This window comes from uncultured Sphingomonas sp. (assembly GCF_913774285.1).
In the GTDB taxonomy this organism is placed as follows: Bacteria; Pseudomonadota; Alphaproteobacteria; order Sphingomonadales; family Sphingomonadaceae; genus Sphingomonas.
The window spans coordinates 275,865-290,043 of record NZ_CAJYHX010000008.1 but is presented as its reverse complement, the minus strand read 5'-3'; the positions used below and the strand labels follow the sequence as shown (position 1 = coordinate 290,043).

Sequence of the window (14,179 nt, the reverse complement as noted above, 5' to 3'; positions counted from 1 at the left end):
TGGAGGGCGAGGGGAGGGGTCACTTGAGCGCGGCCGGATCGAGCGGGGTGAGATCGGCCACGCGCTTCGCCATCTCCGCGCGCATCGCCTCGGGTGCCGCGATCAGCCCGCGCTTCACCAGCGGGCCGCCCGGGCCCCACAGCGTGGTGTAGAGCGTGAGGAAGTCCTTCAGCCCCGGCACCGCCTTGAGGTGGCGCTTCTTCACATAGAGGTAGAGCGGGCGGGCGCCCGGGTACTGGCCGTCGGCGATCGTCGCATAGGTCGGCGCCACGCCCTCGATCGGCACGCCGTGCAGGCGGTTGCGGTTCTCTTCGAGATAGGAATAGCCGAAGATGCCGAGCGCATTGGGGTTCTGCGCCAGCCCCTGGACGATCAGATTGTCGTTCTCGCCCTTGTCAACATAGGGGCCGTCATCGCGGATGCGGCGGCATTCGGCGTCATAGTGCGAAGGATCGGCTTCGGCCTTGAGTCTGGTGGCGTTCGGATCGGCTTCCAGGCAGCCCGGCGCCAGCATCAGCTCGACGAAGGCGTCGCGGGTGCCGCTGGTCGAGGGCGGGCCCATCACCAGGATCGGGATCGCGGGCAGGCTGGGGTTCACGTCCTGCCAGGTGCGCGTGGTGTTTGGCTTGCCGAGCGGCTTGGCGGCGAGCGCGAGATAGACGTCGCGCTTGCTGAGTTGGAGCTTGGGGCCCTGGTTCGATTCCGCGAGGGCCACACCGTCGAGCCCGATCACGATCTCGAGGATCTCGCCGACCTCATTCTCCTCGCAGCGATCATACTCCTTGCGCGTCATCCGGCGCGAGGCGTTGGCGATGTCCGGGAACTGCGCGCCCACGCCCTCGCAGAAGCGGCGGAGGCCGGCGCCGCTGCCGATCGATTCGACCACCGGCGCCTTGCGGCCGCTGCGCGCGTTGACGAAGGCCTCAGCCACGGCGGTGGTGAAGGGATAGACGGTGGAGGAGCCGACGACGCGGATTTCGCGCGTGGCGCTGCCGTCGCACGCCGAGAGGGCGAGCGTGCCGAAGCCGATCAGCGCTAGACGACCCAGCATCGTCACTTTGTGCTCCCCGAGGATGGCGGTGTTTCGGATCGCGGAGTCTGCGCCTCGCTTCCCACGCATCGCCCATCCGGCAATCGCGTTACGACTTTATGACACTCGCCTCGATCGGCAGCCGCACCGAGACGGTGGTGCCGACCCCCACGGTGGAGGCGATATCGAACCGCCCACGGTGGCGTTCGACCACATGCTTGACGATGGCCAGGCCCAGGCCGGTGCCGCCGAGCGAGCGGCTGCGTCCCGAATCGACGCGATAAAAGCGCTCGGTCAGCCGCGGAATATGCTCGGCCGGGATGCCTTCGCCCTGGTCGGCGACGGCGAAGCGGACCATCGTGTCGCCCTCGCTGCGCAGCGACACGGTGACCGGGGTGCCGGCGCGGCCATATTTCATCGCGTTGCCGATCAGGTTGTGGAGCAGCTGGCTGAGCTGGGTGCGGTCGCCGCGCACCGGCGGCACGCCCTCGATCTCGGTCACCAGATCGGCGGCGCGGGGGCTGCCCGAAAGCTCGGTACAGACCTGGTCGATCAGATCGGCGAGCTGCACCGACTCCGCCGGGGCACGATATTTCTCCGCCTCGATCCGGCTGAGCGAGATCAGGTCGCTGATCAGCCGGTCCATGCGCCGCGCCTCGTCGTGCATGATCTTGAGGAAGCGGGCGCGGATCTCCGGCTCCTCGCCGGCGCCGTCGGCCAGCGTCTCGACATAGCCGAGCAGCGAGGCGAGCGGCGTGCGCAGCTCGTGGCTGGCATTGGCGACGAAGTCGACGCGCATGCGGTCGGCGGTGTAGCTGCCGGTGCGGTCGACGAGGTGGACGACGCGCTCGCCGGTTTCCAGCGTGCGGACGCGCATTTCCCAGCGCTGCTCGCGCGTGCCGAGGCCGACCAGATGAATCGGGGCGCTATGGTCCTCGCCGGGATCGAGCAGCCGCTCGGCGGCAGCGGGGTGGCGGATCGCCAGGCGCACGTCCTCGCCCAGGATATGTTCGCCGAGCAGCGCGCGGGCGGCGGCGTTGGCGGCGATCACGCGGGTAGCGGCGGTTACCAGCACCGGCTCGGCGATCGCTTCGATCACTTCGGCAAAGGCGGGGTCGCGGTCGGCCGTGGCGGCATCGTCGCGCGGCGCGGGGGCGGGGTCGCCGCCGATCGCGACGATCAGCACCGCGGCGATCGCGCCGACCAGCATCACCAGGGTGAGCTGCAGGTCCCCGCCGACCAACAGCCCGACGACCGCCGACAGCGCGGCGACACCCAGTGCGAGGCTGATTCGGAAGCCATGGGCCGAGAGCATGGCGCCTTCTAGCGTGCAATCGTCCCAAGACGAGCCCGTATTTACGATTGCGAAATGGGCCCGGGCGCAGAAGAAGAAGGCGATGGACGATCCCAAATCCGAAGACCAGCCGACCCGTCGGCGCGCGCTGATGCTCGGCGCCGCGAGTGCGGCCGCGATCGTCTCGATCCGCCCGGCGCTGGCGCAGACCAATGCCTCGGTCATGCAGTGCGAAATCCCGGTGACCGATCCCGGCCGTGCGGGCAGCTATATCGCGCCCGACGGCCGCGTCGTGCCTGCGCGCACGCCGGGTGCCTTCCCGGCGCCGGGGCGCAACTTCAAGGCGCAGGACGTCAAGCGCGCGCTCAATGGCGGTACGCTGCCGGGCACCGATCCGCAGGCGAGCCGCGCCTATACCAACTATATCCGCCGCCTGCAGCGCGGGACCAGCGGCTTCACCTGCTTCGCCTCGCTGCAGATGCCGCGCGGCTGAGGGCCGGGCGGTGTTCTATCGCGCCGCCGATCCCGCGACGCTCCGCATCGTCCCGCTCGATGCGCTGACGCTGATCTACCACCGCGCCTCGGGCATCACCCATATCGTCGACGCGCCGGTGCCGGAGATCCTCGAGATCCTCGGCGAAGGCCAGCGCGACGTGGCTGGGCTGCTGGCGGTGCTGAGCGAACGCTTCGACCTCGCCGATCCCGATTCCGTAGCGCTGGCGGTGCGGCTCGACGAACTGGTCGCCGCCGGGCTGGTGGAGCGGACATGCGCCATCTGAAGCTGCTCCGCATCGGGCCGCTGGGCTTTCGCATCGGCAGCCACTGGCGCGCGCCGATCGCCGCACTCGACGACCTCTACCGCGACTATCCGGCGCCGCAGGACGGCATCGCCGACTTCAACGTCCATCTGTTCGCCGCGCGACGGTGGCGGCGGGTGCTGCGCCCGTCGGTGCACATCGCGGGGGACTTCGTGATCCCGGATGCCGCCCCGCTGCCGCTCGCCCAAGGGCTGCTCGCCGCCGAGATGGGGATGAACCTGCAGGTCGCGCTCGGGCTGCGACGCTATCTGCTGCTCCACGCCGCGATGGTCGAGCGGGGCGGCCGCGCGGTGCTGATGACCGGCATCTCCGGCGCGGGCAAGTCGACCCTCGCGGCGCTGCTGATGGCGCGGGGCTGGCGGCTGATGGGCGACGAGTTCGCACTGATCGACTGCGCCACCGGGCTCGCCCACGCCTTTCCGCGGCTGGTGAGCCTCAAGAACGAAGCGATCGACGTGGTCGCGCAGGCGCTGCCGGGCGCGCGCGTCGGTCCGCTGCTGGAGGGCACGCCCAAGGGCGCGATCCGCCACCTAGTGCCCGACGCCCGCGCCATCGCCGCGATGGCGGAACCCGCCGAACCCAGCCTGATCCTGTTCCCGCGCTTCGGCTTCGAGGCGGCGGAGCGGCCGGTGCTGCCGAGCGAGGCGTTCGTCCGGCTGACCCAGGCCTCGACCAACTATGTCACGCTCGCCGAGCGCGGGTTCGAGGCGCTGACCCGGCTGGTGCAGCAAGTGCCCGCGCGGGCGATCGACTATCCCGATGCGGAGACGGCGCTGGCGATGGTGGAGGCGCTGGCATGAACCCGGCGCTGCTGCTCGCCCGCGTGCTGCGCGCGCCCGGCACCATCGAGGGACTGGCGCCTGCCGATTGGAACGCGCTGTGGGCAGTCGCGCGCGCCGAACAGCTGGCGGGTACGCTCGCGCACCGCATCGCCGGGCTGCCGATGCCTCCGGCAGCGGCGCGGCTGGTCGAAGACGCCATCGCTTCGGCCGAGCAGGGCCGCACCGCGGCGCTGTGGGAAGCCGAGATGGCGCGCCGCGCGCTTGCCGGGATCGAGGCGCCGGTCGTGCTGCTCAAGGGCACCGCCTATGCCGCGGCGGGGCTGTCGCCTTCCACGGGCCGCGTGATCGGCGATCTCGACATCCTCGTGCCGCGCGAGGCGATCGAGGAGGTGGAAGCGGCACTGCTCGCGGCGGGGTGGGAATGGGTGAAGCCTGATCCCTATGACGACGCCTATTACCGCCGCTGGATGCACGAGCTGCCGCCGCTGATCCACCGCGACCGCGACAAGATGATCGACGTCCACCACACGATCCTGCCGCTCACCGCGCGCATTCGGCCGGATGCGGCGGCGCTGCTGGCGGACAGCGTGGCGCTGGAGAACGGGCTGCGCATCCTCGGCCGCCAGGACATGCTCTGCCACGCCGCCGCGCATCTGTTCGCCGACGGCGACCTCGCGGGCGGGATGCGCAACCTTTGGGACATCCACTGCCTGCTCGGCGAATTTGGGTTCGACGGGCTGGCCGAACGTGCGGCGCAGCACGGACTGGGTGCCGCCATACGCCGCGCGGTGCGGCAGGCGGTGCGGCTCTACGGCACCGAGGCCCCGCCTGCATGGCAGGGCTGGAATGCGCTTGACCCGCTGTTCCACCGCCGGTTGACCGCGCGCGACGCCTGCGGCCGCTCGACCCGCAAGGCGGTGCAGCTCGGGTTCTACCTCCGCTCCCACGCGCTGCGGATGCCGCCGGCGATGCTCGCCCGGCACCTCTGGACGAAATGGCGCAAGGGGCACCGGCCTGCCTGATCACCTAAGCTTGGTGATTCCGGCGAAAGCCGGAATCCATTGGCTTCAACGCTGCGGCGCTTTCTTCGGACCGAGAGGCGAATGGATCCCGGCTTTCGCCGGGATGACGAGAATAGAGGAAGGCGGGTTGGTGGCATCCACCGAACCCGCCTTCCTCGACCCTCAGAAGGTCGCGATCTTCACCATGAAGCGGATGTTCCGCCCCGGCTGGATCACCAGATCCTTGTTGAGCGACGCCGCGTTGCGCACGATCTCGTCGGTCAGGTTCTGGCCGACGATCGCGAACTCGATCCCCGGCTGCGACTTGAACGGCCGCCAAGCGACATTCGCGTTGATCAGGTTGTAGCCCGGCGTCTCGGTATCGAAGGCGCCGAACTTGGTCTGCTTGGCATTGTGGACGAACTGCACCGCGCCGTCGAACTGCGGCGTGAACAGGTTCATGCCGGCACCCAGCCGATAGGGCGGGATGCGCGGCACGTTGCCGCCATCGTCCAGCGTCGCGCGGGTATAGTCGGCCAGGCCGGTCAGCTGCAGCGTCTGGTCGTGCTGGTGGAACAGGTCCAGGCTCGCCTTGCCTTCCAGCCCGCGGAAATGCGCGCCCTGCTGGCGATAGTTGAGCTCCTTCAGATCGCCGTCGCCGCCCAGCGCACAAGTGCCGTCATCGTCGCAGGTGCGGCCGGTCAGGTCGCCATAGATGTAGTTCTTGAACCAGGTCGAATAGGCGCTGCCGTCGAAGTGGAAGCGATCGACATTCACCCGCAGCGTCGCCTCGATCGAGTTGGCGCGCTCGATCTTCAGGTTCGGGTCGCCGGTCTCGAAGGTGTTGGGGCCGTCATGCCCGCCGCGGGCGAACAGCTCGGTGATTGCCGGCGCACGGCCGGTGCTCGATCCGGTGAAGCCCAGCTTCACATGGCTGCCGACGTCGAGCAGCGCGCCGATCGCGCCGCTGACGGGGGTGAACTCGCGCACCGTGAACACGTCGCCCGCCGGCGTGCCTTCGCTGCGGACATGCTCGACCCGGCCGCTGGCCTGGAGGTGGAGGATGTCGGTCAGCGGTACTTCGGTGAAGAGATAGGCCGCTTCGCTCTGGGTGGTGGTGGGGAACAGGTAGCTGCTGTCGTCGCCGATCGCCGAGAACTTGCGGTTCTGCACCTCGAAGCCGAGTGCCGAGTTGCGGATCGGCCCCAGCGGGTTGAGCAGGAATTCGAGGTGCCCGTCGAATTCCTTGTTGCGGAAGGTGGTGTCGATCGTGCCGTCGGGTTCCTTCTCGTCATGCGTATAGTCGGCATAGCTGGCGTCGAGGTTGATCGACTTGAGGGGGCCGGCGTTCACCGCGAACACGTCGCGCGACATCACCTTGGTCTGGCGCATGTCGATATAGGTGGTGTCGCTGGGGATGCCGTATTTCGAATTATACTGGCTGATCGACAAGCCGACATGGCTCGCATCGTCGCCGCCGAAGAAATAGGATCCGCCAAGCGAGGCGCCGTGGCCGCGGAAAAAGCTGTTCTGCTGGACGCCGAGCGGCGTGTCGTAATCACTCGCGTCGCGGTAGAAGCCGTCGGCGTGGAGCGCGAACTGGCCGAGCTTGGCATCGACCAGCGCGCCGCCTTCGCCGACCTTCGCGGCGCTGCCATAGCTGCCCACCGCTTCGCCGGAGACGGGATCGCTTGGCAGCTTCATCGGCACGCGGTTGTTGATCACGTTGACCACGCCGCCGATCGCCTGGCTGCCATAGCGCAGCGTGCCCGCGCCGCGGACGACCTCGATGCTCTCCGCCGCGAAGGGGTCGACGGGAATGCCATGGTCGGGGCCGATGTCCGACACGTCCGAGCTGCTGGCGCCATTCTCGAGGATGCGGACGCGCGTCGCGTCCATGCCGCGGATGATCGGCCGGCTCGCCCCGCTGGCGAAGCTGGTGGCGGAAATGCCGGGCTCCTGTGCCAGCGCGTCACTGATGCTCGCCCCGCCGCTGCGCAGGATCTGGTCGCGGTCGACATGGGTGACGATGGTCGGCACCTCGTCGCTCGCCACGGCATAAGGCGCGGCCGTGACGATGATCGTGTTCTTGTCGTTGGCCTGCTGCGGATCGGTGTCGGCAAAGGCATGGGGAACGAACGCGACGATCGCCGCGCCCGTGAGAAGGGCAGTACGCATGAAGGAAACTCCGTGAACCTGGGGTGCGCCGCGCGGGCGGCGCAAATTATGGGTCAGGCGCGGAGTTCAGGCGGCGCGCGGCTGCGCCAGGCGTGCGAGCGGACGAGCCGCGGGGCCGGATCGGCAGCGAGCGCTGCGTGCCATTCGGGTGCCGGCAGCGGCGCCGGGACGGCCGGCGACGTGGAGGCGAGATAGGCGCCCGCGGACGCGATCTCGTCGCACAGCGGACAATCCTCGTCGTCGTCATTCTGCTGGGGGGCGTGGTGGGAAGCATGCGTCGCGGCGAGCCAGCCCTGTCCCGCATGCACATGCGCGCGGACGATCCCCGCCTGCCAGCACAGCGCGAACGCCAGCAGCAGCGCCGGCAGCAGCCGGACGAACAGAGCAGGGATGCGGAACATGCGCATGAAAGGATGCCGTACTGCGGCATCGCGCATGTTTCAATATATCATTGGGCGATGGCGGCGATGTCGATCCGGTCAGTCGCCAGGGCCAGCGGGGCGGGGCGGTGGGAGACGAGGACCAGGCCGGTGCCGGTCGACTGTAGCCAGGCGTCGACGCGGCGGACCAGTTCCGCTTCGGTCGCGGCGTCGAGGCCTTCGCTGGGCTCGTCGAGCAGCAGCCAGGGGCGGGCCGCGAGCAGCGCGCGGGCGAGCGACAGCCGCTTGCGCTCGCCGCCCGACAGCGTGCCGCCGGCCTCGGCGAGCGAGGTTTGCAGCCCGGCGGGCATCGCGCGCACGGTCGCATCAAGGCAGGCTGTGTGGAGCGCCTCCCACATCGCCGCCTCGGTGATGCCGGGGCGGGCGACCCGGAGATTGTCGGCGATCGATCCGGCGATCAGCACGGCGTCCTGCGGGGCGAGCGCGAACTGGCGGCGGAGCGCATCGGCGCTGCACTGCGCGACCGGCGTGCCATCGAGCGCAAGGGCATGCACGGGCGTGCGGAGCCCGGCCAGCGCCTCGATCAGCCGGGTCTTGCCGGTGCCCGAGGCGCCGAGGATCGCCACGCGGGCACCCGGCGCGAGGGTATGGTTGCCGAGGCTGATCGGATGGGCCCCGATGTCGTCCGGGGTGCTGGGGGCGAGATCGCCCGGCAGCTCGGCGAGCGTGGCGAGGCGGGCGAGGCCCTGCTCGACGCTCGCCTGGCGGAGCGCGGTGCGGGCAAAGGTGGCCATTGCCTCCACCGATGCGGCGGAGGCGAGCAGCGCCAGTGCGCGGAGTGGGGCACTCGCGTCGGAGAGCGCGAAGACGATCGCTGCGGTCAGCGCGCCATAGCCTGCGAGCAGCCCGGCCACCGCGCCGTCGCCGCGCGCCAGCGCCGCACGGGCGCGGTCGAGCGGGCGGGAGAGTTCGGCGATCGTGTCCGCCACGCGCGGGGCGAGGCCATAGGCGATGATCTCGGGCCGGGCGGCGGCATAGTCGACGAACGCGGTGCGCAGCGCCCCCAGCGCTTCCGCGGCCTCGGCGGCGGGACCGGTGGTGAGGCGGCGGGCGGCGAAGGTGAGCAACAGGGGCAGCGCGGCGAGCAGCAGCGCCAGCGCGACTGCAGCCTTCCAGCCGGCCAGCGCTACCAGCACCACGGCGAACAGCGCGGCGGCGAGGCTGGCGGGGCGGCTCGGGCGGCGGACGACCAGATCCTCCAACGCTTCGATGTCGCCGATCATCCGCGCGCTGGCGTCGCCGCCGGCGAGGTCCGGCGCGGTGCGGCTGTCCTGCGCGGCGAGCTTGCCGAACAGCCGGCCGCGCAGATCGGCCATGGCGGTGAGCGCGGCCTGGTGCGACAGCTGCCGCTCGCCATAGCGGCCGCCGGTTCGCAGGATGGCGAGGCCGCGGATCGCGGCGCTGGGGATCAGATAGTTGAACGCGGCCACCGCGGCCGCGCCGCTCGCGCCTGCGATGGCGGCGCCGGTGAGGAACCAGCCGGACAGCGCCAGCAACAGGATCGCGGCGAGCCCGGCGATGGTCGCGCAGGCCAGCGCCTGGCGGAGCGTGCGGCGTTCGGGGGCGGCGAGGGGGAAGGGGTTCACAGCGTCACCTCGGCATCGGCGGCGGCGATCAGGCGCGGGTCATGGGTGGCGACGATCACTGCGCGTTCCCTGGCGACGGTGCGGAGCAGCGCAGTGATTGCGGCAGCGCTTTCGGCATCGAGGTCGGCGGTGGGTTCGTCGGCCAGCAGCAGCGGGCGGTCCGCCAGCAGCGCGCGGGCGAGGCCGAGGCGCCGCCGCTCGCCGCCGGAGAGGCCGGAGCCGCGATGGTCGAGCAGGAGGTCCAAGCCGGTGCCGCGGCGGGCGAGCATGGGGGCGAGGCCGACGCGGTCGATGGCGGCGAGGAGGTCGGCGTCGGAGGCGTCGGGTGCGGCGAGGGCGAGGTTGTCGCGCAGGGTGCCGGGGAGGATCAGCGGGTGCTGTGCGGCCCAGGCGATGGGGTTGTCCTCACCCGCTGCGCTCTTCCCCCCCTCCCGCCTGCGGGAGGGGATGGGGGAGGGTGCGACGTGGAGGCTTTGCCGCGACGGTGTCGCCCGCTCGCCCGACTCACCCTCCCCTAGCCCCTCCCGCAAGCGGGAGGGGGATTGATGGCTGAGGCGGTCGGGCGCTTCTTCCAGCGATAGGAACCGCAGGCTGCCGGCGCTGGGGACGATCTGTCCTGCAATCGCCGCCAGCAGGCTGGTCTTGCCGCTGCCCGTCGGCCCGGTCAGCGCCACCAGGCCCGTTGTCCCGATCGACAGACTGACCGGCCCAATCGTCCGTCCCGGCCAGGCGATCACCAAGTCCTTTGTCGCCACGCCCGCGAACACCTCCGGTGCAGCGGCAGGCGCCACCACCTCCGGCACCGCCGCGATTGCCCCCCGCGCCGCCTCGCCGAGCTGCTTGTCGTGATACGCCGCCGCCAGTCGCCGCATCGGCAGGTAGAATTCGGGCGCCATCGCCAGCGCGAAAAAGGCTTCGCGCAACGTCAGCGTTTCGGGATCGGGGAAGGGGAGCAAGCCGAGCAGGCTGAACCCGCAATATACCGCGACCAGCGCCACCGCGAGCGCCGAGAAGAACTCCAGTACCGCGCTCGACAGGAAGGCGACGCGCAGCACCGCCACGGTGCGGGCAGCGACTTCGCGCGTAGCGACGCCCACCTGCCGCGCGATCCGGTCCTCGGCACCGAAATGGCGCAGGATCGGTAGGGTGCGGACGCGGTCGACGAACAGGTCGGACAAGTCCCCCAGCGCCTCCAGCTGGCGCTCCGAGGCGCGCTTGGCAGCCGTGCCCGCGAGTATCATGCCGAAGATGAAGGGGACGAGGGTGCCGATCAGGATACCCGCCGCTACCACGCTCGCACAGGCGATGATCGTCACCGCCACCAGCGGCGCGGCGGCCGCCGCCATCCGGGCGGGGACGAAGCGCGTTTCATAGCCTTCGATCGTCGCGACATGGTCGATCGCCAGCACTGCCGATTGCCCGCTCGACGGCGCCGCACCACTGCTCAGCAGTCGCTCGACAAGGCTGCGGCGAAGCGGCGCGGTCGTCGCCTGCGCGCCGCGCACCGCCAGCAGCGGCACACTCCAGGCGGTGGCGGCACGGATCAGCCCGCCGCCCAGCATCGCCGCGAACGCGGCAGCCGGCACGGCATCGCCCGCGGCTGCTGCGGCAACTCCGTCGGCGATGCCCCAGGCGAACAGCGCGGCGCCGCCCAAATCGATGATCCAGGCGAGCCCGGCCTGCTTCTGAAGGGTCATATGCGCCAATGCTAAAGCCGCATTCCGGCTGTGACAGGAATAGGGGATGTTCCGCATAGGCGGCGCCCGTGCCGAAGCCTAGGCCGCGGATCACCGGCTCTTTGCTGAGGACAAACCTATGGATATGGCAGTCGTTGAACTGTCGCGCCTGCAATTCGCGCTGACAGCGATGTACCACTTCCTGTTCGTGCCGTTGACGCTGGGCCTTTCCTTCATCCTCGTGATCATGGAAAGCGTCTATGTCGTCACCGATCGCCCGATCTGGAGGGACATCACCCGTTTCTGGGCCAAGCTATTTGGCATCAACTTCGTCCTCGGTGTCGCCACCGGGCTGACGATGGAATTCGAGTTCGGGACCAACTGGTCCTATTACTCCCATTATGTGGGGGACATCTTCGGGGCACCGCTGGCGATCGAGGGTTTGATGGCCTTCTTCCTCGAAGCCACCTTTGTCGGCCTGATGTTCTTCGGCTGGGATCGCCTGTCGAAGCGCCAGCATTTGATGGTCACCTTCCTCACCGCGCTCGGCACCAATTTGTCGGCGCTGTGGATCCTGGTCGCTAATGGCTGGATGCAGCACCCGGCGGGTGCGGTGTTCAACGCCGACACGATGCGCATGGAAGTCGTCGACTTCATGGCGGTGATCTTCAATCCCGTCGCGCAAGCGAAGTTCGTCCACACCGTCAGCGCCGGCTATGTCTGTGCCAGCGTGTTCGTGCTCGGCATCTCGGCCTATTATCTGCTGCGCGGGCGGCACCTGGAGCTCGCCAAGCGCAGCTTCGCGGTGGCGGCGGCGTTCGGCCTGGCGGCCTCGCTGTCGGTGGTCGTGCTCGGTGACGAGAGCGGCTATGCCCTGACCGACAACCAGAAGATGAAGCTCGCCGCGATCGAGGCCGAATGGCACACCGAAGCGGCACCGGCCGGCATCACCGTGTTCGGTTTCCCCTCCAACTCGGGCCGCGAAACCTATTTCCAGGTCAAGGTGCCCTATGTGCTGGGCCTGATCGGTACGCGTAGCCTTACCGGCCAGGTGGAAGGCATCTACCCGCTGGTCGGCAAGGCCCGGCTGCGCATCGAGAACGGCCTCACCGCCTATGATGCGCTGCAGACGCTGAAGACCGATCGCCAGAACGTCGCCGCACGCGCGAAGTTCGAAGCCGCCAAGGGCGACCTGGGCTATGCCCTGCTGCTCAAGCGCTGGGTCGCCGATCCGCGCCAGGCCACCGAAGCGCAGAAGGATCGGGCCGCCTGGTCGACCGTTCCCAACGTGCCGGCCGTGTTCTGGCTGTTCCGCGGCATGGCAGGCCTCGGCTTCTTCTTCATCGCCTTCTTCGCCGCCGCCCTCTACTACGCCAATACGCGCCGCTTCCACCGCAAGTGGTTCCTGCGCACGGCGATGTGGGCGATCCCGTTGCCCTGGCTCGCGATCGAGTTCGGCTGGGTCGTCGCCGAAGTGGGCCGCCAGCCCTGGGCGGTGGACGGCGTGCTGCCGACCTTCCTCGCCACCTCCAGCCTGACCGTGCCCGCCTTGTGGACCACGATCATCGGCTTCACCGCGCTCTACGGCGTGATGGCGGTGATCGAGTTCCGCCTTATGCTGGCGGCGATCAAGCACGGGCCCGAGACCTACGAGCCCTGGCAACCCCGCCACGATCCGGTGCCGACCACGCCCGAGCCGCGGCCGCTCCACGCCGTTCCTGCGGAATGAGCGCGAGCAAGGAGAAAGAACATGTCCATCCCGCTCGATTATGAAATCCTGCGCCTCATCTGGTGGGCGCTGCTGGGGGTGCTGCTGATCGGCTTCGCGCTGACCGACGGCTTCGACCTGGGGACGGCAGCCTTGCTGCCGTTCGTGGGCCGCACCGATGAAGAGCGCCGCATGGTGATCAACACCGTCGGCCCGACCTGGGAAGGCAACCAGGTGTGGTTCATCCTGGGCGGCGGCGCCATCTTCGCCGCCTGGCCGTTCGTCTATGCGGTCAGCTTCTCGGGCTTCTACCTCGCAATGTTCCTGGTGCTGTCGGCGCTGATCCTGCGTCCGGTCGGCTTCAAATATCGCTCCAAGCGGCCCGACGCCGCCTGGCGTTCGCGCTGGGACTGGGCGCTGTTCGTCGGCGGCTTCGTGCCCGCCCTCGTCTTCGGCGTCGCGGTGGGCAACGTGCTGCTCGGCGCACCCTTCCGGCTCGATAGCGACCTGCGCTCCTTCTACGAAGGCACGCTGCTCGGCCTGTTCACCCCGTTCAGCCTCGTTGCGGGCCTGCTCTCCGTCGCCATGCTGGTGCTGCACGGCGCCGGCTGGCTGAGCCTCAAGGCCGAAGGCGTGGTGGTGGAGCGCGCCCAGCGCTTCGGCACCGTCGCGGCGATCCTCGCGATCGTGCTGTTCGCCGTGGGCGGCATGTTCGTGGCGTACGGGGACATGGGCTACCGCCTGGTCGGCGCGGTCGATCCCAACGGCCCGTCCAACCCGCACCTGATCCAGACGGTGAAGGCGCCGGGCGCGTGGCTCGACAACTACGCCAAGTATCCGTGGATGCTGATCGCTCCGGTGCTCGGCTTCCTGGGCCCGGTGCTGGCGCTGGTCGGGATCCGCGGGCGCAAGAGCGCGCTGGTGTTCGCCGGTTCGTCGATCGCCAATGTGGGCATCATCGCCACCGTCGGCCTGTCGATGTTCCCGTTCATCCTGCCGAGCGCGATCGACCCGGCCTCCAGCCTCACTGCCTGGAACGCCTCGTCGAGCCACCTCACGCTGTTCATCATGCTGGTGTGCACGCTCGTCTTCCTGCCGATCGTGCTGGCCTACACCGCCTGGGTGTACAAGGTGATGTTCGGCCGTGTCAGCGGGGAAGAGCTGCGGCTCAACCCCGACCTCTACTGAGGAGTACGAACCATGTGGTATTTCGCCTGGATCCTGGGGACCTGCCTGGCCGTTGCCGCCGCCGTGTTGAACGGTATCTGGCACGAGTTCCATTCGGACCCCGCCTCGGACCTGACGGTCCTCGACTGACCACTCACGAAAAAGGGGCGGCCGCACCGCGACCGCCCCTGCTTCCCCCAAAGACCGGTGCGATCCTGACAAAGGATCGGCCGGCCTTTTCCGTTTATTCCCTAGACCGGCCCGCCCTCGGCGCGGCGCTCGAAAATCGCCGCGAGCTCCAGATGCAGCCGCTTGTGCCGCTCGTTGGGTGCGCGAGTCGCGCGGTCCCGCTCCTGCTCGGCGCGCAGGCGGAAGTGATTGGTGAGGGGCGCCTGGTGCAGGGAGGACATCGACCCGATCTCTTTTTGGGTTTCGTTCATTGCCTGCCTAATGTCGTATTTATCGCCGTGTTCGGCCATTCCGTAGAAGTCACGGTGTG

General features: G+C 69.2%; 14 protein-coding genes. 7 read left to right on the top strand and 7 right to left on the bottom strand.

The window, feature by feature from the left end; all coding sequences use genetic code 11:
• Window positions 1–19: 19 nt before the first annotated feature.
• Together QZ670_RS05105 and QZ670_RS05100 are read right to left on the bottom strand one after the other, a co-directional pair.
• Window positions 20–1,051 carry a substrate-binding domain-containing protein gene (locus tag QZ670_RS05105; protein WP_294252701.1) on the bottom strand — a complete coding sequence of 344 codons (1,032 nt, stop codon included), beginning with the start codon at window positions 1,049–1,051 and terminating at the stop codon, window positions 20–22.
• 88 nt (window positions 1,052–1,139) lie between these two features.
• Window positions 1,140–2,345, bottom strand: coding sequence for an ATP-binding protein (locus QZ670_RS05100; protein WP_294252700.1), 1,206 nt, complete (start codon window positions 2,343–2,345; stop codon window positions 1,140–1,142).
• A gap of 82 nt (window positions 2,346–2,427) precedes the next feature.
• Between QZ670_RS05100 and QZ670_RS05095 the strand changes: the two genes are divergently transcribed.
• Genes QZ670_RS05095 through QZ670_RS05080 form a run of 4 tightly spaced genes read left to right on the top strand, consistent with a single transcriptional unit; the run spans window position 2,428 to window position 4,946 of the window.
• Complete coding sequence (locus tag QZ670_RS05095; protein WP_294252699.1) at window positions 2,428–2,817, top strand: hypothetical protein; 390 nt, start codon at window positions 2,428–2,430, stop codon at window positions 2,815–2,817.
• A 10-nt stretch (window positions 2,818–2,827) separates the two neighbouring features.
• Window positions 2,828–3,103, top strand: a complete 276-nt coding sequence (locus tag QZ670_RS05090; RefSeq protein WP_294252698.1) for an HPr-rel-A system PqqD family peptide chaperone — start codon at window positions 2,828–2,830, stop codon at window positions 3,101–3,103.
• On the top strand, window positions 3,091–3,942 hold the full coding sequence (locus QZ670_RS05085) for an HprK-related kinase A (RefSeq protein WP_294252697.1): 852 nt from the start codon (window positions 3,091–3,093) through the stop codon (window positions 3,940–3,942). The genes QZ670_RS05090 and QZ670_RS05085 overlap by 13 nt, the downstream gene beginning before the upstream one ends.
• Complete coding sequence (locus tag QZ670_RS05080; protein WP_294252696.1) at window positions 3,939–4,946, top strand: nucleotidyltransferase family protein; 1,008 nt, start codon at window positions 3,939–3,941, stop codon at window positions 4,944–4,946. The genes QZ670_RS05085 and QZ670_RS05080 overlap by 4 nt, the downstream gene beginning before the upstream one ends.
• A 162-nt stretch (window positions 4,947–5,108) precedes the next feature.
• Here the strand turns inward: QZ670_RS05080 and QZ670_RS05075 are convergent, their stop codons facing one another.
• Genes QZ670_RS05075 through QZ670_RS05060 form a run of 4 tightly spaced genes read right to left on the bottom strand, consistent with a single transcriptional unit; the run spans window position 5,109 to window position 10,826 of the window.
• Entirely contained in the window at window positions 5,109–7,103 is a 1,995-nt protein-coding gene (locus QZ670_RS05075; protein ID WP_294252695.1) for a TonB-dependent receptor, read from the bottom strand.
• A gap of 53 nt (window positions 7,104–7,156) precedes the next feature.
• Window positions 7,157–7,510 (bottom strand): hypothetical protein, encoded by a 354-nt coding sequence (locus QZ670_RS05070; protein WP_294252694.1) that lies wholly within the window; start codon window positions 7,508–7,510, stop codon window positions 7,157–7,159.
• 41 nt (window positions 7,511–7,551) lie between these two features.
• Window positions 7,552–9,129 carry an ATP-binding cassette domain-containing protein gene (locus QZ670_RS05065; protein WP_294252693.1) on the bottom strand — a complete coding sequence of 526 codons (1,578 nt, stop codon included), beginning with the start codon at window positions 9,127–9,129 and terminating at the stop codon, window positions 7,552–7,554.
• The gene (locus QZ670_RS05060; RefSeq protein ID WP_294252692.1) at window positions 9,126–10,826 is read right to left on the bottom strand and encodes an ATP-binding cassette domain-containing protein; all 1,701 of its coding nucleotides are present in this window, start codon (window positions 10,824–10,826) and stop codon (window positions 9,126–9,128) included. Before QZ670_RS05060 ends, QZ670_RS05065 begins: the two co-directional genes overlap by 4 nt.
• A gap of 118 nt (window positions 10,827–10,944) precedes the next feature.
• On the opposite strand from QZ670_RS05060, the gene QZ670_RS05055 reads away from it, so the two are divergent.
• From QZ670_RS05055 to cydX, 3 genes are read left to right on the top strand one after another with little or no spacing between them, the layout of a single operon-like run.
• Window positions 10,945–12,534 (top strand): cytochrome ubiquinol oxidase subunit I, encoded by a 1,590-nt coding sequence (locus QZ670_RS05055; RefSeq protein WP_294252691.1) that lies wholly within the window; start codon window positions 10,945–10,947, stop codon window positions 12,532–12,534.
• A gap of 21 nt (window positions 12,535–12,555) precedes the next feature.
• Entirely contained in the window at window positions 12,556–13,701 is a 1,146-nt protein-coding gene (gene cydB, locus QZ670_RS05050; protein ID WP_294252690.1) for a cytochrome d ubiquinol oxidase subunit II, read from the top strand.
• Between the two features lie 12 nt (window positions 13,702–13,713).
• Window positions 13,714–13,830 (top strand): cytochrome bd-I oxidase subunit CydX, encoded by a 117-nt coding sequence (gene cydX / locus QZ670_RS05045; protein ID WP_264607953.1) that lies wholly within the window; start codon window positions 13,714–13,716, stop codon window positions 13,828–13,830.
• A gap of 101 nt (window positions 13,831–13,931) precedes the next feature.
• On the opposite strand, the gene QZ670_RS05040 is transcribed toward cydX, so the two are convergent.
• A complete protein-coding gene (locus tag QZ670_RS05040; RefSeq protein ID WP_294252689.1) occupies window positions 13,932–14,159 on the bottom strand; it encodes a hypothetical protein in 228 nt (75 codons plus the stop codon).
• Between the last annotated feature and the right edge of the window lie 20 nt (window positions 14,160–14,179).

What these genes read in the sequence shown, in the direction of transcription:
- QZ670_RS05085 (WP_294252697.1), top strand. Translation starts at nt 3,091, where the DNA reads ATGCGCCATCTGAAGCTGCTCCGCATCGGGCCGCTGGGCTTTCGCATC.
- QZ670_RS05100 (WP_294252700.1), bottom strand. Translation starts at nt 2,345, where the DNA reads ATGCTCTCGGCCCATGGCTTCCGAATCAGCCTCGCACTGGGTGTCGCC.
- QZ670_RS05055 (WP_294252691.1), top strand. Translation starts at nt 10,945, where the DNA reads ATGGATATGGCAGTCGTTGAACTGTCGCGCCTGCAATTCGCGCTGACA.
- QZ670_RS05095 (WP_294252699.1), top strand. Translation starts at nt 2,428, where the DNA reads ATGGACGATCCCAAATCCGAAGACCAGCCGACCCGTCGGCGCGCGCTG.
- QZ670_RS05060 (WP_294252692.1), bottom strand. Translation starts at nt 10,826, where the DNA reads ATGACCCTTCAGAAGCAGGCCGGGCTCGCCTGGATCATCGATTTGGGC.
- QZ670_RS05040 (WP_294252689.1), bottom strand. Translation starts at nt 14,159, where the DNA reads ATGGCCGAACACGGCGATAAATACGACATTAGGCAGGCAATGAACGAA.
- QZ670_RS05105 (WP_294252701.1), bottom strand. Translation starts at nt 1,051, where the DNA reads ATGCTGGGTCGTCTAGCGCTGATCGGCTTCGGCACGCTCGCCCTCTCG.
- cydX (WP_264607953.1), top strand. Translation starts at nt 13,714, where the DNA reads ATGTGGTATTTCGCCTGGATCCTGGGGACCTGCCTGGCCGTTGCCGCC.
- QZ670_RS05080 (WP_294252696.1), top strand. Translation starts at nt 3,939, where the DNA reads ATGAACCCGGCGCTGCTGCTCGCCCGCGTGCTGCGCGCGCCCGGCACC.
- QZ670_RS05075 (WP_294252695.1), bottom strand. Translation starts at nt 7,103, where the DNA reads ATGCGTACTGCCCTTCTCACGGGCGCGGCGATCGTCGCGTTCGTTCCC.
- cydB (WP_294252690.1), top strand. Translation starts at nt 12,556, where the DNA reads ATGTCCATCCCGCTCGATTATGAAATCCTGCGCCTCATCTGGTGGGCG.
- QZ670_RS05070 (WP_294252694.1), bottom strand. Translation starts at nt 7,510, where the DNA reads ATGCGCATGTTCCGCATCCCTGCTCTGTTCGTCCGGCTGCTGCCGGCG.